Source organism: Streptomyces manipurensis (genome assembly GCF_049570255.1).
In the GTDB taxonomy this organism is placed as follows: domain Bacteria; phylum Actinomycetota; class Actinomycetes; order Streptomycetales; family Streptomycetaceae; genus Streptomyces; species Streptomyces manipurensis.
This window is the reverse complement of the sequence record NZ_CP186950.1, coordinates 6101584-6122184: the sequence shown is the minus strand read 5'-3', so window position 1 is coordinate 6122184 and position 20601 is coordinate 6101584. Positions and strand designations below refer to the sequence as shown.

Annotated in this window: 17 protein-coding genes, 1 tRNA gene and 1 pseudogene; 11 read left to right on the top strand and 8 right to left on the bottom strand. The window is 74.0% G+C overall.

From position 1 onward, the window contains the following. Positions 1-11: 11 nt before the first annotated feature. Positions 12-1727: a methionine--tRNA ligase gene (gene metG, locus ACPU2J_RS27970; RefSeq protein WP_365070567.1), complete on the bottom strand. Its 1716-nt coding sequence runs from the start codon at positions 1725-1727 to the stop codon at positions 12-14. 379 nt (positions 1728-2106) lie between these two features. Between metG and ACPU2J_RS27965 the strand changes: the two genes are divergently transcribed. Together ACPU2J_RS27965 and ACPU2J_RS27960 are read left to right on the top strand one after the other, a co-directional pair. Beyond that, complete coding sequence (locus ACPU2J_RS27965) at positions 2107-2763, top strand: RNA polymerase sigma factor (RefSeq protein ID WP_420079074.1); 657 nt, start codon at positions 2107-2109, stop codon at positions 2761-2763. 833 nt (positions 2764-3596) lie between these two features. Beyond that, positions 3597-4295, top strand: a pseudogene (locus ACPU2J_RS27960) (IclR family transcriptional regulator domain-containing protein); the annotation flags it as partial. 408 nt (positions 4296-4703) lie between these two features. Here ACPU2J_RS27960 and ACPU2J_RS27955 read toward each other — a convergent pair. Together ACPU2J_RS27955 and ACPU2J_RS27950 are read right to left on the bottom strand one after the other, a co-directional pair. Further along, positions 4704-4788, bottom strand: a tRNA-Leu gene (locus tag ACPU2J_RS27955). A 262-nt stretch (positions 4789-5050) separates the two neighbouring features. Next, the gene (locus ACPU2J_RS27950) at positions 5051-5992 is read right to left on the bottom strand and encodes a beta-ketoacyl-ACP synthase III (RefSeq protein ID WP_361605145.1); all 942 of its coding nucleotides are present in this window, start codon (positions 5990-5992) and stop codon (positions 5051-5053) included. A gap of 207 nt (positions 5993-6199) precedes the next feature. On the opposite strand from ACPU2J_RS27950, the gene fdhD reads away from it, so the two are divergent. Next, positions 6200-7027, top strand: coding sequence for a formate dehydrogenase accessory sulfurtransferase FdhD (gene fdhD, locus ACPU2J_RS27945; RefSeq protein ID WP_399816974.1), 828 nt, complete (start codon positions 6200-6202; stop codon positions 7025-7027). Here the strand turns inward: fdhD and ACPU2J_RS27940 are convergent. The 3 genes from ACPU2J_RS27940 to ACPU2J_RS27930 are packed head-to-tail and all read right to left on the bottom strand — an operon-like array spanning position 7017 to position 8976. Further along, positions 7017-7490, bottom strand: coding sequence for a hypothetical protein (locus ACPU2J_RS27940; protein WP_423834258.1), 474 nt, complete (start codon positions 7488-7490; stop codon positions 7017-7019). The genes fdhD and ACPU2J_RS27940 overlap by 11 nt on opposite strands. Position 7491: 1 nt before the next feature. Continuing rightward, positions 7492-7923, bottom strand: coding sequence for a (2Fe-2S) ferredoxin domain-containing protein (locus tag ACPU2J_RS27935; RefSeq protein ID WP_361605154.1), 432 nt, complete (start codon positions 7921-7923; stop codon positions 7492-7494). A 9-nt stretch (positions 7924-7932) separates the two neighbouring features. Beyond that, entirely contained in the window at positions 7933-8976 is a 1044-nt protein-coding gene (locus tag ACPU2J_RS27930; RefSeq protein ID WP_389074863.1) for a bile acid:sodium symporter family protein, read from the bottom strand. Positions 8977-9350: 374 nt separating this feature from the next. Here ACPU2J_RS27930 and ACPU2J_RS27925 point away from each other — a divergent pair, with 374 nt between their 5' ends. The 7 genes from ACPU2J_RS27925 (at position 9351) to ACPU2J_RS27895 (ending at position 18555) form a co-directional block, all read left to right on the top strand. Further along, positions 9351-10202, top strand: coding sequence for a LysR substrate-binding domain-containing protein (locus ACPU2J_RS27925; protein WP_365070556.1), 852 nt, complete (start codon positions 9351-9353; stop codon positions 10200-10202). A 157-nt stretch (positions 10203-10359) separates the two neighbouring features. After that, entirely contained in the window at positions 10360-12195 is a 1836-nt protein-coding gene (locus tag ACPU2J_RS27920; protein ID WP_420079076.1) for an AMP-dependent synthetase/ligase, read from the top strand. An 89-nt stretch (positions 12196-12284) separates the two neighbouring features. Next, positions 12285-13553, top strand: coding sequence for an ABC transporter substrate-binding protein (locus ACPU2J_RS27915; protein WP_420079077.1), 1269 nt, complete (start codon positions 12285-12287; stop codon positions 13551-13553). A gap of 9 nt (positions 13554-13562) precedes the next feature. Next, positions 13563-16367, top strand: a complete 2805-nt coding sequence (locus tag ACPU2J_RS27910; RefSeq protein ID WP_423834257.1) for an ABC transporter permease subunit — start codon at positions 13563-13565, stop codon at positions 16365-16367. After that, entirely contained in the window at positions 16364-17134 is a 771-nt protein-coding gene (locus ACPU2J_RS27905; protein ID WP_420079079.1) for an ABC transporter ATP-binding protein, read from the top strand. The genes ACPU2J_RS27910 and ACPU2J_RS27905 overlap by 4 nt, the downstream gene beginning before the upstream one ends. 137 nt (positions 17135-17271) lie before the next feature. Continuing rightward, positions 17272-18120, top strand: a complete 849-nt coding sequence (locus ACPU2J_RS27900) for an aldo/keto reductase (RefSeq protein ID WP_420079080.1) — start codon at positions 17272-17274, stop codon at positions 18118-18120. A 9-nt stretch (positions 18121-18129) separates the two neighbouring features. After that, positions 18130-18555 (top strand): RICIN domain-containing protein, encoded by a 426-nt coding sequence (locus ACPU2J_RS27895; RefSeq protein WP_420079081.1) that lies wholly within the window; start codon positions 18130-18132, stop codon positions 18553-18555. 163 nt (positions 18556-18718) lie between these two features. Here the strand turns inward: ACPU2J_RS27895 and ACPU2J_RS27890 are convergent, their stop codons facing one another. Next, entirely contained in the window at positions 18719-19024 is a 306-nt protein-coding gene (locus ACPU2J_RS27890) for a 4a-hydroxytetrahydrobiopterin dehydratase (protein WP_361605180.1), read from the bottom strand. Between the two features lie 153 nt (positions 19025-19177). On the opposite strand from ACPU2J_RS27890, the gene ACPU2J_RS27885 reads away from it, so the two are divergent. Next, positions 19178-19966 (top strand): helix-turn-helix domain-containing protein, encoded by a 789-nt coding sequence (locus ACPU2J_RS27885; protein WP_420079082.1) that lies wholly within the window; start codon positions 19178-19180, stop codon positions 19964-19966. Here the strand turns inward: ACPU2J_RS27885 and ACPU2J_RS27880 are convergent. After that, positions 19952-20374 carry a hypothetical protein gene (locus tag ACPU2J_RS27880; RefSeq protein WP_423834256.1) on the bottom strand — a complete coding sequence of 141 codons (423 nt, stop codon included), beginning with the start codon at positions 20372-20374 and terminating at the stop codon, positions 19952-19954. The two genes, ACPU2J_RS27885 and ACPU2J_RS27880, sit on opposite strands and share 15 nt — an antisense overlap. Between the last annotated feature and the right edge of the window lie 227 nt (positions 20375-20601).

The following is a 20601-nucleotide window of genomic DNA, read 5'->3' as shown; positions in this document are numbered from 1 at the left end:
GTCGGTCGGTGTCAGCCGGCCTCGGAGCCGCCGAAGCGCTCGCGGTAGGACTCCAGGTCCTCCTCGGTGATCTTCGCGAAGAGCACGGGCGGCACGGTGAACGGGGTCCCGGCCGGCACCGCGTCGAGCGAGCGGGCCTGCTCCGGGGTCACCCAGGACGCGGTGTCGTCGGCGAGCGAGAACGCCGAGCGCATGGCGCGGGCGGAGGCCGGGATGAAGGGCTCGGAGACCACCGAGTAGAGGTGGATGAGGTTCATCGCGGTGCGCAGGGTCAGGGCCGCGCCCTCGGGATCGGTCTTGATCTCCAGCCAGGGGGCCTTCTCCTCCAGGTAGGAGTTTCCGGCCGACCACAGGGCGCGCAGCGCGGCCGCGGCCTTGCGGTACTGGAGGGTCTCCATGTGGCCCTCGTACTCGGCGAGGAGTTCGGCGATCTGCTCGCCGAGCTTGGCCTCGGCCTCGCCGGCCGCGTTGCCCGCCGGGACGTCGTCCCCGAAGCGCTTGCGCGAGAAGGACAGCACGCGGTTGACGAAGTTGCCGAGGGTGTCGGCGAGGTCCTTGTTCACCGTGGCGGTGAAGTGCTCCCACGTGAAGGACGAGTCGTCGGACTCGGGCGCGTTGGCGATGAGGAAGTAGCGCCAGTAGTCGGCGGGCAGGATCTCCAGCGCCTGGTCGGTGAAGACGCCGCGCTTCTGCGAGGTGGAGAACTTGCCGCCGTAGTACGTCAGCCAGTTGAAGGCCTTGACGTAGTCGACCATCTTCCACGGCTCACGGGTGCCCAGCTCGGTGGCGGGGAACATCACCGTGTGGAACGGGACGTTGTCCTTGGCCATGAACTGCGTGTAGCGGACGTCCTGCGCCTCGTACCACCAGGCCTTGTGGTCGCGGTTCGCCGGGTCGGCGTCCGCCCACTCCTTGGTGGCGGCGATGTACTCGATCGGGGCGTCGAACCAGACGTAGAAGACCTTGCCGTCGGCGGCCAGTTCGGGCCACGTGTCGGCCGGTACGGGAACGCCCCAGTCGAGGTCACGGGTGATGGCCCGGTCGTGCAGGCCCTCGGTCAGCCACTTGCGGGCGATGGAGGACGCCAGCTGCGGCCACTCCTCCTCGTGCCGCGCGACCCAGGCCTCGACCTCGTGCTGCAGCTTGGACTGCAGGAGGAAGAGGTGCTTGGTCTCGCGGACCTCGAGCTCGGTGGAGCCGGAGATGGCCGAGCGGGGGTCGATCAGGTCCGTGGGGTCCAGGACGCGGGTGCAGTTCTCGCACTGGTCGCCGCGGGCCTTGTCGTAACCGCAGTGCGGGCAGGTGCCCTCCACGTACCGGTCCGGCAGGAAGCGGCCGTCGGCGGGCGAGTACACCTGGCGGATCGCCCGCTCCTCGATGAACCCGTTCGCCTGGAGCTGCCGCGCGAAGTGCTGGGTGATCTCGGCGTTCTGGGCCGAGGAGCTGCGGCCGAAGTGGTCGAAGGACAGCTCGAAGCCGTCGTAGACCGCCTTCTGGGCGTCGTGGGCCTGCGCGCAGAACTCGGCGACGGAGACGCCGGCCTCCTTGGCGGCGAGCTCGGCCGGGGTGCCGTGCTCGTCGGTCGCGCAGATGTAGAGGACGTCGTGGCCGCGCTGGCGGAGGTACCGGGAGTACACGTCCGCCGGAAGCATCGACCCGACCATGTTGCCCAGGTGCTTGATCCCGTTGATGTAGGGAAGCGCGCTGGTGATCAGGTGTCGAGCCATCCTTGGATGCTCCCATTCCTCTGTGCGGTTGACGACGTGACGTCACGGATTGTGAATGCGGTTCATCGTATCGAACCGCCGAAAGGCCACGCGCCGCATTTGTTCCGGTGGACATAACGCAAAAGCGAGGGCAGTGACCTCCACGTCACGGCCCTCGCGATCGGGCCCCATGGTACAGCGGGAGGGCGGCCCTCCCGACCGCCGGTCCACCGGGCACCGGCGGTCGGGCATATGCATACGTGCCCTCGGCGGCGCGGTGTGATCGACATCGATCACGCTTCGATCATCCGCGACGGATTGCTTCCAGCTTTCTGCTCTACGCCCTCCGAGTGCGCCCGCGCTGCTTTCCTGTTCTGCGCACAGGGGATGAGGTGGAGCCGTGAGCGATGTCGGACCGGAGGAGTCCGGTGGGGCCGTGGGACTGCCGAGCCGGCGCCGGCGGCCGACTCCCATGAGCCAGTGGGATCCCACGGCGCGCCTGTCGTACTGGGCCTTCCACGCCAACCGCCGGCCCGCCTACATGCGCTTCGCGTACCTGCAGCTGGGCTCCGACGAGGGCGCGGAGGCGACGGTGGACGCCACCTTCGACTCGATCATGGGGCAGTGGCTGCGGATGCTGCACATGGACCGCCTCGACGCCTACGCCTGGACGGTGCTCAAGCACTGCCTCGCCGACCGCCAGCGCCGGCACGACCCCTGGCGGCGGCAGCCCGAGCCGGTGGACATCAGCGCCTTCGAGGCCGCCCTCAAGGAGGCCCGCGCCGACCAGTACGAGGTGCTCACCGACACCATCCGCTTCTACTCCGCCGTCTCCCGGCTCGCCGAGCGCCAGCGCGACGCCGTGCTCCTGCGCTACGGGCTCCAGTGCACGCCGGGCGAGGCCGCCGACGTGATGGGCGTGGACGAGGCCACCGTCCGCTCCTACCTCGGCCAGGCCCACCGGCGGCTGGCGCGCCTGCTGGACACGTCCTCCGGCCCGGCGGACGGGGCGGACCCTGCGGGACCGACCGAACCGACCGAACCGGCCGGGTCATGAGGCGGCACGAGCGGCAGGAGGGCGACCCGGCCCCCCGCTCCCTGGCCGAGTTCCTCGCCCGGGCCGGTGTCCGCGACCGCTACCGCCACTACGACCTGGGCGCGGCCGAGGCCCGGCTGCTGCGCGTCGCGCCGCATCCCCCGCAGGGGAGCGCCCACCGCGGCCGCCGCCGCCCCGCGCACGGCTGGAGCGACCCCGTACGGGACTGCCCGCTCGACGCCGAACGGGCCCGGCGCGACCTCAAGGCCGTCTGCCTGGCCTCGGTGTGCGCGCCGACGGCGGGCGCGCACCTCGACTCCTTCACCCGGGGCCGCACCGACCTGGTGGGCGCCGTGGTCTTCGGCTGTCTGCTGCACCTCTCGGGGATGCGCGAAGGGGCCCGGTTCTGGTGGCAGTTCGCCGCGGCCTCCGGCGGGCCGCGGACCGCCCCGGCCGCGTACTGCCTCTTCCTCGACCACTCCCGCCGCGGCGAGCACCACGACGCCCGGCACTGGGGGCGCGAGTTGGCGCGCCGCGGCTTCCGGCCGGGGGGCCGGCGGGACCTGCGGGAGGTCCGGCTGTGCGCGCAGGCGGCCGTCCTGCGCTACGTCGACCAGTACGACGACCCCGACCTGGGGCCGGTCCCGCTGCCGCGGGCCGGGCTCTCGGGCACCCTGGCCGCCTTCCTGCCGCCCGTCGTGCTCGCTCCCCCGCCCGCTCCGCCCGCCCCGCCGCCGCCCCCCGCGGACGGACCGGGCGCAGGGCCGCTGCGCCACCCCGCCCTCACGGCCGCCGCCCGCGGGACGGTCGTCCAGGACGGGACGGGCGAGGCCCTCGCGCAGGCCCGCCGGGCGCTGGCCGTCGTCCGCGTACTGGACCGGCACCCGCTGGGGGTCCGGACCGCCCAGCTGGCCCGGGAGGCCGCCCGCACGGAGGCGGAGCTGCGCCCGCTGCTGTCGATGCTGTGCGAGGAGGGGTACGCCTGCCGGCCGGCCGCCGGGGTGTACGCGCGCGGCCCGGCGCTGGACCTGCTCGCCGCACCGGGCGGGCACGGGCTGGCGGGCCAGCTCCAGCGCACCCTCTCCCTGGCCCGGGACAGCACGGGGGCGGCGGTCTACCTCAGCCGGTACGCGGCGGGCGAGGTCCACATCACGCAGATGGCGGCCGGGCCGGCGACCCCGCCGGTGCGGGAGTGGGTCGACTTCCGGGACGCCGCGCACGCCAGCGCGGTCGGCAAGTGCCTGCTGACGCAGCTCGACCACGGCCGCCGCGCCGACCACGTGGCCCGCCACCGGCCCGCCCGGCTGACGTCACGGACCATCACCGACAGCCGGGCGCTGTTCACGGCCCTGGACGCGGTGGCCCCGGGCGCCCCGGTCTTCGACCTGCGCGAATACTCCCCCGGGGTCGTCTGCGCGGCCGTTCCCCTCGCCATGGGCGGTGCCGCGGGCAGCCTCGCGCTCTCGCTGCCGGCCACGCACGCCCACCGGCTGCGCCCGGCGACCGAGACCCTGCGCCGCAAGGCCGTCCCGGTGCTCCTCGCCCTGCTGCTGACCGGGGCGATCCCCCCGGACGCGCCCCCCGCCGGGCCCGCGCCCGCCGCGCCGCCGGGCCCGGAGCGGGCTCCCGCCACCCCGGAGACCCTCCGTCACCTGCGCCGCCTCTTCCGTACGCCGCTGACGGGGGTCACGGCCGCCCCGGACGGTCCGCATCTGGTGAGCGACACCGGGGCGGCGGAGGCGTACCTCTTCGACGCGGCTCCGGAGTCGGGCCGGCCCCGCTTGTACCTGCCCCGTACCTTCACCTCGGTGACCCCGGGCAGCCTGCCGCCCCCGACAGGCCTGATCGTCCTGGGGACGTGACGGCGGCCCGGGCCCCCGCCCGGTCCGCCCGGGCGGACCGGGAAACGGCCCCGGGGAAACGCGAAGAGCCCCACACCGTGGTGTGGGGCTCTTACGCTGTGTCCGAGGGGGGACTTGAACCCCCACGCCCGATAAAGGACACTAGCACCTCAAGCTAGCGCGTCTGCCATTCCGCCACCCGGACCGGTGGTCGGCCCCGGTTTCCCGCGGCGACATGGACAACAATAGCAAAGGATCGGCGGGCCTCCGACCACTTATCCGGGCGCCCCGGACCCGCCACGCCGGGCTGACCTGCGGGCATGCGGCCGCGGGGTCAGCGAGACGGTACGTATCGCGGCGTGCGGGGGCGGGTGCCCGGCCCGGCGCGGTCCCGGCCGGACGTTCCGACGGGGGACGCCTCGACGGCCGGAACCCGCCTGTGCGGCGGGTTCCGGCCGCGGGAGCCGTCACGGGCAGTGGATGACCTGGCCCGCGTAGGAGAGGTTGCCTCCGAAGCCGAAGAGGAGGACCGGAGCGCCGGAGGGGACCTCACCGCGCTGGACCAGCTTCGACAGGGCCATCGGGATGCTGGCCGCCGAGGTGTTTCCGGAGTCGACCACGTCGCGGGCGACCACGGCGTTGACGGCGCCGATCCGGGCGGCGAGCGGCTCGATGATGCGCAGGTTCGCCTGGTGCAGGACCACCGCGGCCAGGTCCTCGGGCGCGACCCCGGCCTTCTCGCACACCTTGCGGGCGAGCGGAGGGAGCCGGCTGGTGGTCCAGCGGTAGACGGACTGGCCCTCCTGGGCGAACACCGGCGGCGAGCCCTCGATCCGGACCGCGTTGCCCATCTCCGGAACGGAACCCCACAGCACCGGGCCGATGCCGGGCTCGGCGCTGGCCTCGACGACGGCCGCGCCCGCGCCGTCGCCGGTCAGCACGCAGGTCGTGCGGTCGGTCCAGTCGGTGATCTCGGTCATCTTGTCGGCGCCGATGACCAGCGCCCGGGTCGCGGAACCGGCACGGATGGCGTGGTCCGCGGTCGCCAGGGCGTGGGTGAAGCCCGAGCAGACGACGTTGATGTCCATGACGGCCGGCCCGCCGCCCATGCCCAGCTTCGCGGCGACCCGCGCGGCCATGTTGGGCGAGCGGTCGATCGCGGTGGAGGTGGCGACGAGGACCAGGTCGATGTCGTCCGGGGTCAGGCCGGCGCCGGCCAGGGCCTTCCCCGCCGCGTGGAAGGCGAGCTCGTCCACCGGTTCGTCCGGGCCCGCCATGTGGCGGGTGCGGATGCCGACGCGGGAGCGGATCCACTCGTCGGTGGTGTCGACCATGGCCGCGAGGTCCTCGTTGGTGAGCACTTTCGCGGGCTGGTAGTGCCCTAGCGCCACCACGCGTGAACCGGTCATGGGCGGGGTCCCCCCTCGTAGGCAAGTCAGGATCACCCAGCTTTGCCTGCTACCGATGGGTACGTGTGCGTGTGACCCGACAGGATTCCGGGGCCGGATTTTGGAGCTTCCCGAGGAGCTCCCTGCCCGGGACCAGGTCGGATGCGGAACCGCCAGAATGACTACGTAGGGCATCGGCAGGAAAACAGGAGGGGTGGGCTGATCACCATGGGACGGGTCACCGAGCGTCGTCGCGTCGTCCGGATCCGGAACGGCCGGGCGGGGGTGCGGCCGGACACGCTGGTGGCCGAGGAGCCGCTGGAGATCCGGCTGAACGGCAAGCCGCTCGCCATCACCATGCGCACGCCCGGCGACGACTTCGCGCTCGCGGTGGGTTTCCTCGTCAGCGAGGGCGTGCTCGGGGCGGCGTCCGAGGTGCGAGCCGTCACCTACTGCGAGGGGGCCACCGAGGACGGTTCGAACACCTACAACGTGGTCAACGTCCAGCTGGCGCCCGGGGTTTCCGTTCCCGACATCACCCTGGAGCGCAACGTCTACACGACCTCGTCCTGCGGGCTGTGCGGCAAGGCCAGCCTGGACGCGGTCCGTACGGCGACCCGCTTCCCCGGGGTCGCCGACGACCCGGTGCGGGTCCCGGCGGAGGTGCTCACCGCGCTTCCGGACCGGCTGCGCGCGGCCCAGAAGGTCTTCGACCGCACGGGCGGCCTGCACGCGGCCGGGCTGTTCACGGCGGAGGGCGAACTGCTCGACCTGCGCGAGGACGTGGGCCGGCACAACGCGGTGGACAAGATCGTCGGCCGGGCCCTGCAGTCGGGGCTGCTGCCGCTGGCGGGCGCGGTGCTGCTGGTGTCGGGCCGGGCCTCCTTCGAGCTCGCGCAGAAGGCCGTGATGGCGGGCATCCCCGTGCTGGCGGCCGTCTCGGCGCCGTCCTCGCTGGCGGTGGACCTCGCGCTGGAGTCGGGCACGACGCTGGTCGGCTTCCTGCGGGGGCCGGACATGAACATCTACGCGGGCGAGGAGCGGATCATCCTGTAGGGCTGCGGCGGAACACCTCGTGGTGGCCGTGTCTGTGACCGTGGAAACCGGCCCACACGTCGCTGCCGTCGCCCGGGGTTCCGTCCTTGCCGGTGTCGCTCAGCAGGAACCAGTCGGTGCATTCCTGCACCGCGGGGGTCCCCCCGGGGCTGAGCCTGAGCAGGATCCCCGAGCCCTCGTCGGGGAGGTGGCCGAGGGTCCAGCCCCCCTCGCCGGTGAACACGCCGGGCTTCTCGTCCGGCGAGCACTTCCAGCCCGACACGTCCGAGAGGCGGGCCCGGCCGTCCGCCAGCACGTCGAGCCGCGACCCGCGGTCGCCGTGCCAGGTCCCGATGACGTCCGCCTCCGTCAGCGGGGAGGACTTGCCGCCCCACAGGCCGAAGGCCAGGGCCAGCAGGAACAGCAGGCCGAAGAGCACGCTGAGGGCCACGGTCACCGCACGGGCGAGGTTGTAGTCGCGCACGTCAGCGGCCGCGGCGGGTGCGGCGGCCGGTTTCGGCGCGCGGCTTCGGGGCCGGCGGGTCGATGCGGTGGAGGTCCAGGGTGGCCGGGAGCGGGGTGGTGCCCGGGCCGCCGGACTCGGCCCAGGCGATGATCTCGTCGGTGGCGGTGTCGTCCAGGGCCCAGCCGAACCAGACCGCCCGGGCCCCGCGGCGGCGGGCCTCGGTGGTGGGCTGCACCACGATGACGTTGGCCTGGGCGCACGGGCCGAGGCAGTCGCTCGTACGGACGGCCAGCCGGCCCGCGGAGGCGGCCGCGGCCTCGCGCAGCCGGGCGAGCTGGCCGGCGTGGTCACTGCCGGGGTTCTTGCGGGGGTCGCCGCAGCAGCAGCCGCGGCAGACCACCAGGGTGCACGGGCGTTCGGCGTGGGCCCCGAGCGGGCGTATCCAGGTCACCACCGCACGTTACCGGGCGGGGGCGCCCGCCTGTTGGGGCCCGCGGGAGACCTCCGCCACACGCTCGCCGGGGAGTTCGGCCGGCGGGTCGGCGGCGCGGCGCCGGGCGATCACCGCGCAGACCATCAGCTGCATCTGGTGGAAGAGCATCAGCGGGAGTACGGCGAGGGCGGCCTGCGGGCCGAACAGCACGCTGGCCATCGGGAGTCCGGCGGCCAGGCTCTTCTTCGACCCGGCGAACTGGATGGCGATGCGGTCCTCGCGGCCGAAGCCCAGGCGGGCCGCGCCGTACCAGGTGGCGAGCAGCATGGCGGCGAGGAGCGCCGCCTCGACCAGGAGCAGGGCGCCGAGGCGCAGGGGGCTGACCCGCTGCCAGATGCCGGCAACCATGCCGGCGCTGAAGGCGGCGTAGACGACGAGCAGGATCGAGCCGCGGTCGACGAGGCCCAGGGTCTGCTTGTGGCGGGTGAGGAAGGGTCCGACGCGGGGGCGCAGGGCCTGGCCGAGCAGGAAGGGCAGCAGCAGCTGGAGGGTGATCTTCAGGAGGGAGTCGAGGGAGAAGCCGCCCGCGTCTCCGCTGAGCAGGACGGACGCGAGCAGCGGGGTGAGCACGATGCCGGCCAGGCTGGAGAAGGATCCGGCGCAGATCGCCGCGGGGACGTTGCCGCGGGCGATCGAGGTGAAGGCGATCGAGGACTGGACGGTGGAGGGGACCAGGCACAGGAAGAGCAGGCCGGCGTAGAGCGGGGGTGTGAGGACACCGGGGACGAGCACGCGGGCGGCCAGGCCCAGGAGCGGGAAGAGCAGGAAGGTGCAGGCGAGCACGGTGGTGTGGAGCCGCCAGTGGCGCAGGCCGTCGAGGGCCTCGCGGGTGGAGAGGCGGGCGCCGTAGAGGAAGAAGAGCAGGGCCACGGCGGCGGTGGAGGCGGCGTCGGCGACGGTGGCCGCGGTGCCGCGGGCGGGGAGCAGGGCGGCGAGGCCGACGGTGGCGAGCAGGGCCAGGACGTACGGGTCGACCGGGAGCCGGGCGGGCAGGTGCGGGCGGCGGCGCATGGGCGTGCTCACTTGCTGTCGGGGGTGGGGGCGGGGACGGGGGCGGGGTCGGCAGCACGGTTCCGCGCTCCGGTCCGGCGTCACGGTTCCGCGTCGCGGTCCGGCGCCCTGGTGCGGCGCGACGGTGCGGCGCAACGCTTCGGCGCCGGGGCGGGCGGGCCCGGGACGGAACCGGGTGCGGATCCGGGTGTCCGGCGCCCCGGACAGGATGCGGGCCGGGACGGGCCGGGGGCCGGCTCCCCCGGTCGGGGCTCCGGGTGGCAGCCGGGCGGGGGCTCCGGTCGGGGGCCCTCCCCCATGGTCGGGGGTCCGCGGTGATCGGGAAACCCGTACACCGCTCTGACTGTCATCACGAACCGCAATAACATGAGCTCATGTACGACCCCGTTCAGCTGCGGACCTTCCTCACCGTGGCCCAGACGCTCAGCTTCACCCAGGCGGCGCGGCGGCTCGGCGTCCGGCAGTCCACGGTCAGCCAGCACGTGCGGCGGCTGGAGGCGGCCACCGGGCGGCCACTGTTCCTGCGGGACACGCACACCGTGGAGCTGACGGAGGACGGAGAGGCGCTGCTCGGGTTCGCGCGGACCATCCTGGAGGCGCACGAGCGGGCGGCGGCCTTCTTCGCGGGGACGCGGCTGCGGGGACGGCTGCGCTTCGGGGCCTCGGAGGACTTCGTGCTCACCCGCCTGCCGGAGATCCTGGAGCGGTTCCGGCACGAGCACCCCGAGGTGGACCTGGAGCTGTCGGTGGAGCTGTCGGGCACACTGCACGAGCGGCTGGACGCGGGCCGGCTCGACCTGGTGCTGGCGAAGCGGCGCGGGCCGGGCGACGAGCGCGGCCGCCTCGTCTGGCGCGACCGGATGGTGTGGATCGGTGCGGAGGGGCTGCGGGTGGACCCCGACCGTCCGGTGCCGCTGATCCTCTTCCCGCCCCCGGGGATCACCCGGGCCCGGGCGCTGGAGGTGCTCGAACGGGACGGGCGGGCCTGGCGGATCGCGTGCACGAGCGGCAGCCTGAGCGGTCTGGTGGCGGCGGCCCGGGCCGGCCTGGGCGTGATGGCGCACACCCGGGGGCTGATCCCGCCGGGGCTGGTGCGGGTCGGCTCGCTGCCGGAGCTGGGGCCGGTGGAGTTCGCGCTGCTGCGCGGTCCGCGCCCCTCGGCGGCGGCGGAGGCGCTCGCGGCCGCGGTCCTGTCGGGGGCCGACCGGCTCACGCGCACCGGCTGACGGGCGCTTCCGCCCCCGTGCGCGGGGGCCCTGGAGCGCACGTCAGCGGCATGAAGCGGGTGATCGCTGGGGAGGTCTTGTGGAGGTCGCCGACGGGCCCTCGTGCCGTCCGGGCCGTGAGGTACGTTCACCGCGGCGCGCGGAGAGGAGCGGGGCCTTGCGCGAGATCACCGTCCCAGCGGTCGTCACGGGAGCGCCCGTCGGCGGGCTGGCCGACGTCGTGTTCCGGTACGCCCGGGAGGACCCGGACCGGGTCGTGCTCGGCCGCAAGACCGGCGGTGTGTGGCGGGACGTGACCTCGGGCGAGCTGGCCGCCGAGGTGCTGGCGCTGGCGAAGGGGCTGCTGGCGCAGGGGGTGCGGTTCGGGGACCGGGTGGCGGTGATGTCCCGTACCCGGTACGAGTGGACGCTCTTCGACTTCGCCCTGTGGGCGATCGGCGCGCAGCCCGTGCCCGTGTACCCGACGAGCTCCGCCGAGCAGGTGCACTGGATCCTCTCCGACGCCGACTGCACGGCGTGCGTGGTGGAGAACGAGGACCAGGCGATGACGGTGGGTTCGGTGATCGACCGGCTCCCCCGGCTCGGACGGCTCTGGCAGCTCGACGCGGGTGCCGTCGGGGCGCTGGTCGCCGACGGCGGGCACGTCGCGGAGGACGTGGTGCACCGCCACCGCGGCGCGGTGACGCCGGACGCGACCGCGACGGTCATCTACACCTCCGGGACCACGGGCAGGCCCAAGGGCTGCGTCCTGACGCACGCCAACTTCATGTACGAGGCGGACACCCTGGTGGCGCGCTGGGCGTCGGTGTTCGGGGCCGGGCAGGGCGACCGGCCCTCGACGCTGCTCTTCCTGCCGCTGGCGCACGTCTTCGGGCGGATGGTGGAGGTGGCGGCGGTCCGGGCGCGGGTCAAGCTCGGGCACCAGCCGGTCCTGGCGGCGGCCGAGCTGATGCCGGACCTCGCCGCGTTCCGGCCGACCTTCGTGCTGGGTGTGCCGCACGTCTTCGAGAAGGTGTTCGCGGCGGCGCGGCGCAAGGCGGAGACGGAGGGGCGCGCCGCGGCCTTCGACCGGGCCGTGGAGACGGCCGTGCGGTACGCGGAGGCCCGCGAGCGGAAGGCCTTCGGCGGGGGGCCGGGGCCGTCGGCCGCGCTGCGCATGGAGCACCAGGTCTTCGACCGGCTGGTCTACGGGAAGGTCCGCGAGGCGATGGGCGGCCGGGTGCGGTACGCCATGTCGGGCGGTTCGGCCATGTCGCGCCGCCTGGGGCTGTTCTTCGACGGCGCGGGGATCACCGTGTTCGAGGGGTACGGGCTGACGGAGAGCTCGGCGGCGGCCACGGCGAATCCCCCGGGGGCGACGAAGTACGGGACGGTGGGCCGGCCGATCCCGGGGAGTTCGGTGCACATCGCGCAGGACGGGGAGGTGTGGCTGTTCGGGGCGCACGTCTTCTCGGGCTATCTGGGCGATCCCCGTGCGACGGAGGCGGTGCTGCGCGGCGGGTGGCTGGCGACGGGGGACCTGGGGCGGCTGGACGAGGACGGCTACCTCGTGATCACCGGGCGGAAGAAGGACATCCTGGTGACCTCGAACGGCAAGAGCGTGGCGCCGGCGGCCCTGGAGGAGCGGGTCCGTTCGCATCCGCTCGTGGCACAGTGCGTGCTGGTGGGCAACGACCGTCCGTACATCGGGGCCTTGCTCACGCTGGACCCGGAGGGCATGGCGCACTGGCTGTCGATGCGCGGGAGACCGCAGACGCCGGCTGCGGAGCTGGTGGACGACCCGGAGCTCACGGCGGAGGTGCGGCGGGCGGTGGTGGCCGCCAACACCCTGGTGTCGCAGGCGGAGGCGATCAGGGCGTTCCGGGTGCTCGGCGAGCAGTTCACGGAGGAGCGGGGGCTGCTGACGCCGTCGCTGAAGCTGAAGCGGCGGGCGATCGAGAAGGCGTACGCCCGGGAGGTCGCGGCCCTGTACGGCCCCGGACACCGGAACTGACGAGTCGTCATATCCACCTGTCGCGATTATTGACGATCCGTCAGGTCGCCCACAGAATGCGGGGATTCCGACCGGAGGGGATCCCCGACATGTTGCGACCCATCCGCACCCTGGCCGCCGCCGCGGCGGCCCTCGCCCTCGTCTCCGCCTGCAACTCCGCCTCCACGAACGGCGCCTCCGCGGGCGGGCCGGGCGGCGCGTCCGGGATCTCCCGCGGGGTGAGCGCCGACTCGATCAAGGTCGGCGGCATCGTGTCGATGACCAGCGCCGGCGGCTACAGCAAGAAGGACACCGACCTCGGCGCCCGGGCCCGCTACCTCAGGGCCAACGCCGAGGGCGGCGTCCACGGCCGCAGGATCGACTACCTCGGCGCGGAGGACGACGGCCAGGACCCGGCCAAGAACCTGGCGGCCGCCCGCAAACTCGTCCAGCAGGACAAGGTCTTCGCCGTGTCCCCCATGAGCTCCGTGACCTTCTCCGGCGCAGACTTCCTGGAACAGGAGAAGGTCCCCACCTTCGGCTGGGGCACCCTGCCCTCCTTCTGCGGCCCCCGCCACATCTACGGCTTCAACGGCTGCCTGGTCCCCAGTCCGGGCGGCACCCTGAACCAGACCTGGCCGGAGGGCATCGCACAGGTCCTGGGCGGTGCCTCCGGGCGGTCGGTCGCCATCATCGCCAACGACAGCGACGCCGGGAAGTTCGGCATCCGCACCTTCCAGCAGGGCTTCGCGAGCGCCGGCTTCCGGGTCGCCTACGCCAAGGCCTCGGTCCCGGCGACCGCCGTCCCGAGCGACTGGTCCGCGTACGTGAAGGAGATCCTCGCCGCGGACGGCGGCAAGGCCCCCGACGCGGTGATCTCCGTGATGCAGACCCCCGGCAACATCGGCCTGTTCACGGCGCTGAAGCGGAGCGGCTACCAGGGACTGATCTCCGACCCCACCGACTACGACCCCGGGCTGCTCGCCAAGGACGCCACGCGGCAGGCCCTCGACGGGGTGTACGTCCTGCTGCAGTTCCAGCCCTTCGAGTCGGCCGACCCGAAGATGGCGCAGTTCAAGGCCGACATCAAGGCGGCCTCGGGCGGACAGGACGTCCCGCTTAGCATGCACATGCTCACCGGGTACATGTCGGCGGACCTGTTCCTGTCCATCGCCCGCGAAGCCGGGAAGGACCTCACCGTCGAGTCCTTCCAGGCCGCCGCGCAGGGCTTCTCCGACACCGGGACGCTCGTCGGCGACCGGTCGCTGCCCAAGGGACAGAAGGACAGCTTCGGCTGCGGGGCGCTCGTACGGCTCACCAACGGCGCGTACGAGGTGGCCGTCCCGTTCGCATGCCACGAGCCCATCCCCTTCACGTAGGGCCGCGGCATGGGTGACCTGCTCGTCTTCGTACTGAGCGGCCTGGTCTCGGGCGCCCTGTACGCGCTGCTCGCCACCGGGCTCGTGCTGTCGTACTCGGCGTCCGGCCTGTTCAACTTCGCGCACGGGGCCACCGCCTACCTGTGCGCGCTCACCTTCCACGAACTGCACTCGGGGCTCGGCTGGCCCTCCGTGCCGGCGGCTCTGCTGGTGGTGTTCGTCCTCGCCCCCGGTCTGGGCTGGGGACTGGACCGGCTGATGTTCCGGCGGCTCGCGCGGGTCGGCGAGACCGCGCAGATCGTGGCGACCATCGGACTGCTGGTGGCGCTGCCCGCCGCCGGCCTGTGGATCGTGGAACTGCTGGCCGGGGCGGGCGTTCCCGTGAAGCCGGCCGAGAACCAGTTCGGGCTGCCCGGAGTGGGGCCGAGCCCCGCGAAGTCCTGGCAGCCGGTGGAGGGCGTCGGCGTCGACTCCGACCAGCTGATCACCTGGGTGGTCACGGCGCTGGTGGCGGTGGCGCTGTGGGTGCTGATGCGGCACACCCGCCTCGGCCTGGCCCTGCGCGCCTGCGTCGACGACCGCTCGCTGACCGAACTGCGCGGGATCAGCGCCGACCGGCTCTCGTCGGTCGCCTGGATGATCTCGTCGGGGCTGGCCGGACTGGCCGGGGTGCTGGCCACCCCGCTGCTGGGGCTGTCGGCGCACGACTTCACCCTGTTCCTGTTCGTGTCCGCCACGGCGGCGGTCCTCGGCCGGTTCGCGTCCGTACCGCTCGCCTTCGCGGGCGGACTGGGGCTCGGGGTCCTGCAGAACCTGGTCGCCGGCTACGCGTCCTTCGCCGAGTCCGTCACCGGCTTCCGCACGGCGGTGCCCTTCCTGATCCTGTTCGGCGGCCTGCTCCTGCTGACCCGGCGGTCCCGGACCGCCGGGGTCGCCGCCGCCGACCCGCCGCCGGTGGACCACCTCGCCGGCGCCTCCTGGGGCCGGCGCTGGGGTGGATGGGCGGTCGCCGCCGTCCTGACCTGCGTCGCGCTCTACACCGTGACCACACCGTTCTGGAGCGGCCTGCTGGCCCAGGGCCTCGCCATCGCGCTGGTGTTCATGTCGTTCACCGTGGTGACGGGGCTCGGGGCGATGGTGTCCCTCGCCCAGGGCACCTTCGTCACCGGCGCCGCCCTCGTGGCGGGGCTGCTGATGAGCCGGGGCTGGCCCTTCGCGGCCGCGCTGGCGGTCGGCACCTGCGCGGCGGCGCTCCTCGGGGCGCTGGTCGCCCTGCCCGCCCTGCGGCTCGGAGGGCGGTCCCTGGCGCTGGCCACGCTGGCCCTCGCCTTCCTCGCCGACCAGGTGCTGTTCCAGCTGCGCTGGCTGCGCAACGGGGACACCGGCTGGGCGATCCCCCGGCCGGTCCTCGGACCGGTGGACCTGTCCGACGACCGGGCCCTGGGAGTGGCCCTGGTGGTACTCGTCGCGCTGGTGGCCGCCGCGCTGAGCGCGCTGCGCGACTCCCCCTCCGGGCGGGCGATGCTGGCCGTGCGGTCCGCCCCGGCGGCCGCAGCCGCCTCGGGGGTGTCGGTGCTGCGCACGAAGCTGCTGCTGTTCACCCTGTCCGCCGGACTCGCCGGGTTCGGGGGCGTGCTGTACGCCTCGTACAACACCCGCATCACCGCGACCGACTTCACCGCGATGACCGGCCTGGTGTGGCTGGCGGTCGTGGTGGCCGCGGGGGTGCGGCGACCGCAGTACGCGGTGGTCGCGGGCCTGGTCTTCGCCCTGGCCCCGCGGCTGCTGTCCGACTACGTGACGCAGTCCGCGCACCTGCCCGTGATCCTCTTCGGCCTCGCCGGACTGGCCCTGGCCAACGATCCTGACGGGTACTGCGCGGCCGTTCCGGTACGGCTGGCCCGCCGGCGCGCCCGCAGCGGACGTCCCCCGGAACCGGAGCCCGACACACCCCGGGCCGGCCCCGCTCCGGGCTCCGGCCCCGTGGCCGTCCCCGAGACGGGAGCACCGGGCGGACGGCGGCTCCCCCGGCCCCGGCCCGCCGACCCGGGCCGGACCGCCCCCGCGCCCACCGGCCGGTCCGCACGGCCGGACCGGGAGAGCGGCCCGGGCCCCGGCGGCCCCGCCGCCCTCGCGCTGCGCGGCGTCCGCGCCGGCTACAACGGCGCACCGGTCCTGCACGGGGTGGACCTCACCGTACGGGCGGGCGAGATCCTGGCCGTCCTCGGACCCAACGGGGCCGGCAAGAGCACCGCCTGCCGCGTCGCCGCCGGGCTGCTGCCCACCGCGGCCGGGACCGTCCACGTCGGCGGACGGGACGCGACCCGGGACGGGGCGGTGCACCGGGCCCGGGCCGGGGTGCTCCTCGCCCCCGAGGGCCGCGGGATCTTCCCCTCCCTCACCATCGAGGAGAACCTCGCCCTCCGCCTGCGCGACCCCGCCGACCGGGACGCCGTCTACGGACGCTTCCCCCGGCTCGCCGAGCGCCGCTCCGTGCCCGCCGGGGCGCTCTCGGGCGGGGAGCAGCAGATGCTGGCCCTCGCGCCGCTGCTCCAGCGGCCGCCCGGGGTGCTGATCGCCGACGAACCCTCCCTCGGGCTCGCGCCGCGCGTGGTGGAGGAGGTGTACGCCCTGCTCACCGAGTTGCGCGACAACGGGACCGCGCTGCTGCTGGTGGAGGAGAAGGCCGCCGGGATCCTCGGGGTCGCCGACACCGTGGCCTGCCTCTCCCGGGGCCGGGTCACCTGGAGCGGTCCGCGGGCCGAGGTGGAGGCGGACCTGCTGACCGAGGCCTACCTGGGGAGGGGACGATGAGCGAGCACGTGCTGCGGGCGGAGGGGGTCGGCGTCCGGTTCGGCGGGGTGCGGGCCCTGACCGGGGTGGACCTCGGCGTCCGGGCGGGCGAGGTGTGCGGGCTGATCGGGCCGAACGGCGCCGGGAAGACCACCCTGTTCGACGTCCTGTCGGGGATCCGCCGCCCCGACCGGGGGCGGATCCTGCTGGACGGCGCGGACATCACCCGCCGCTCGCCCGTCTGGCGGGCCCGGCACGGGATGCGCCGGACCTTCCAGCGCCGGCAGCTGTTCGGCCAGCTCACCGTGGCCGACAACGTCCTGGTGGCGCAGGAGTGGCGGGGCGGCGGAGGCGGTCCGGCCGCCGACCTGCTGGCCCTGCCCGCCCGCCGGGCCCGGGAGCGCGAGCGCCGGACGCGCTGCGAACGGGTGCTGGCCGACTGCGGGATCGGCGGCCTCGGGGCCGCGTACGCCGACGGGCTGCCCGTCGGGCAGGCCCGGATGGTCGAGCTGGCGCGGGCGGTGGCCGATCCGCCGAAGGTGCTGCTGCTGGACGAGCCGGCCTCGGGCACCTCCGCGCCGGAACGCGAACGGCTCGCGGCGGTCGTGCGCGCGCTGGCGCGGGAGGAGGGCTGCGCGGTGCTGCTGGTGGAGCACGACGTGGCCTTCGTGATGGAGGTGTGCGCCCGGGTCGTCGTCCTGGACCTCGGAACGGTGCTGGCCGAGGGCACACCGGCCCAGGTGCGGGCCGACCCGCTGGTGCGGGAGGCCTACCTCGGCACGGGCTGACGCCGCGGGCGTACCGCCGGACGGGGAGATCCGGCCGGAGCCGCGGGAATACGTCGTACGAGGGGCCGGTTGTCGCCCCTCGTACGAAGCGGCACTCCGCCGCGCACCGCCGCACCGACGTGAGGGAACGACCCGACGTGAACCAGGTCCCCGCCATCAGGCTCAACAACGGCACGCTCATGCCCCAGCTCGGCTTCGGTGTCTGGCAGGTGCCGGACGCGGAGGCGGAGCACGCCGTCGGGACGGCCCTGGAGGCCGGCTACCGCAGCATCGACACGGCCGCGATCTACGGCAACGAGCGGGGCACCGGCAAGGCCCTGGCCGCCTCCGGGGTGGACCGCGCGGAGCTCTTCGTCACCACCAAGCTGTGGAACGGTCCGCAGCAGAAGTGGGGCCGCGACGAGGTGCTGCGCGCCTTCGACGACTCGCTCGGCAAGCTGGGCCTCGACCACGTCGACCTGTACCTGATCCACTGGCCGCGGCCGATGCGCGACGACTTCGTCGCCATCTGGAAGGCCTTCGAGGAGATCGCCGAGAGCGGGCGGGCCCGGGCGGTCGGCGTGTCGAACTTCCGCCCCGCGGACCTGGACCGCCTCGCCGCGGAGAGCGCCCTGGTGCCCGCCGTCAACCAGGTCGAGCTGCACCCGCTCTTCCCGCAGGAGGAGCTGCGCGCCCTGCACGCCTCGCGCGGCATCGCCACGGAGGCCTGGTCCCCGCTGGGCCAGGGCAAGGAACTCCTCGCCCTGCCCGCCGTCACGGATATCGCCGCGAAGCACGGCCGCAGCGCGGCGCAGGTGGTGCTGCGCTGGCACCTGCAGCACGGCAACGTCGTGATCCCGAAGTCCGTGACCCCCTCGCGCATCCGCGAGAACCTGGACGTCTTCGGTTTCGAGCTGGACGCCGCCGACACGGCCGCGCTGGACGCCCTGGGCGCGGGCCCGGCGGGACGCCGCATCGGTCCCGACCCGGCCGAGTTCGACGTCTGAGCGGGCCCGGTGAACCTTTCCGAAGGGCTCTACCGGATCCGCAACGCGGACAGCGGGCTGGTGCTCCAGCTGGAGGGCGCCTCCCGGGTGCGGGTCGGCCCGGACGGGCCGCCCGCGCCGCAGGCCGCCCGGCGCTGGCGGATCTCCCCGGTGCACAGCGGCGGCGGGGTCTTCCACGTGGTGAGCGAGGACAACGAGCGGCGGCTGGACGTGGCGAACGCGTCGACGGACAGCGGTGCCCGGGTGCAGGTGTGGCGGGCCAACGCCTTCGGCGCGCAGGAGTGGATCGTCGAGGAGCATCTCGACGATCCCGGTGTGGTCTCGCTGGTCGCCTGCATCAGCGGGCTGCTGCTGGAAGCCGACGCGGAGGGCCGCATCCGGCAGGTCGAGGACACCGACTCCCCCTCCCAGTGGTGGCGGCTGGAACGGGTCTGAGGCCCGCGCGGGACGATGCGGGAGGCGTACCCGGCCGGGAGCAGCCTCAGGACCGCCTCCGCGGCGGCTCCGGCGCGCGGGGCGCCGCCGCGGGAGGCGTCGTACTCCTCGGCCTCCGGGTCGTAGTCGGGCAGCGGCGGCGCGGACCGGACGGGGCCGGTCATCAGCTCGCGCCGTGGGCACCCGCGAGGGCCTCGACCCGCTCGGCGAGCGCGAAGTCGGACTCCGTGACCACGCCGCCCGCGTCGTGGCTGTTCACGGTGAGCCGGACGGTGTTGTAACCGAGGGTCAGGTCCGAGTGGTGGTTCAACTCGTCCTGGACGCTGGCGATGTGGGCGACGAGGGCGCTGGCCGCGAAGTGCGTGCCCAGCCGGTAGGTACGGAAGATCCGGTCGTTGTCGAAGGCCCATCCGGGGAGTTCCCGCAGGCGGTCCTCGATCTCCTTCTGCGACAGCGGCTCACTCGGCATGCACCGGCTCCTTTTCCCGTGACGTGTGGTCAAGGTTCCCACAGCGCGCACCGGAACAACCCTTTCGCGCCGTGGTGCGCCCGGATGCTCCTGCGCCCTCCTCCGCCCGGCGTCCCCGACCTGGGACGACCTCCCTGGGCTACCGTCGTGCCCATGACGACGACGAGTGTGGGCACGCTGCTGCGCGCCTGGCGGGAGCGGCGCGGCATCAGCCAGCTGGAGCTGGCGGGCCGCGCGGACTCCTCGTCCCGGCACATCAGCTTCATCGAAACGGGGCGCTCCCGGCCGAGCGAGGAGATGGTGCTGCGGCTCGCCGACCACCTCGACGTCCCGATGCGCGAACGCAACTCCCTGCTCTTCGCCGCCGGTTACGCCCCCCGCTACGCGCACACCGCGCTGGACGACCCGACGATGGGGACCCTCCGCGAGGGCATCCAGCGGCTGCTGACCGGCTACGAGCCCTATCCCGCGCTGGTCGTGAACGCCACCTACGAGGTGGTCGCCGCCAACGCGGGCATCACGATGCTGCTGGACGGCCTCCCGGAGCATCTGCTGACCCCGCCGCTCAACGCCATGCGGATCACCCTGCACCCCGAGGGGCTGGCTCCGAGGATCCGCAACCTCCGGGAGTGGCGCGGGCACCTGCTCCACCAGATGGAACGCCAGATCGCCCTGGCCCGCTCCGAGCCGCTGCGCGCGCTGTACGAGGAGGTGTCGGCCTACCCCGTCGCGGAGCGACCGGGCGACGGGCCGCCGCTCGAACCCGTCGCCGCCATCGCGCTCCCGCTGGTCATCGAGCACGACGGGCACGTGCTGTCCTTCGTGTCGTCCATCGCGACCTTCAACACCCCGATGGACGTGACCGTCGCCGAGCTGGCCATCGAGACGATGCTCCCGGCCGATCCGGCGACGGTGAAGTACCTGCGCTCACTCGGGGACTGAGCCCGCGCGCAGGGCGAGCTGCTGAAGCAGGGCGAAGCCGGCCACCGTCAGGGCCTGCGCGGGAATCCACAGCAGACCCGCGGTCGTCGGCTCGAACCAGAGCGCGAGCGACAGCAGACTCAGCGCCGCCCAGGCGTAGTTGCCCTCGATGACAAGACGCACCCCGAGGACCGGCGGCCGGCGGCGCGAGGCGAGCCAGGCCACGCCCGCGCCGTACGCGGCCAGGAAGACGCCGAGCCCGAGCAGGAGCTCCTGCCCGACGCCGAGGAGGCGGGACAGGGGGGCGGAGAACGCCACGTAGGCAAGGCCGTTGGCGGTGGTGACCACGGCGTCGAGGGCGAGGAACCGCCGCAGGGCGGTCTGCGGGACGGTGGTACGGGCGATTCCGGTGAGCAGGGTTGCGGACATCGGGGATCAGCCTCCGTCGAGGTCGGACCGGCAGGTGGGAGACGGGTTCCGGACCCGAGTGCGCGGCCCCGGAACCCGATGCCCCCACCCTGCCGGGCCGTCCCGCACGGGTCGATTACCTCCGGGGTAACGGGCCGGCGGGGAAGGTGGCGGAAGCGCCTGGTCCGGCCCGGGGCGGCGGGCTACGCTGCACCCAGCAGACCGACTCGAACGTCTTGTCGACACAG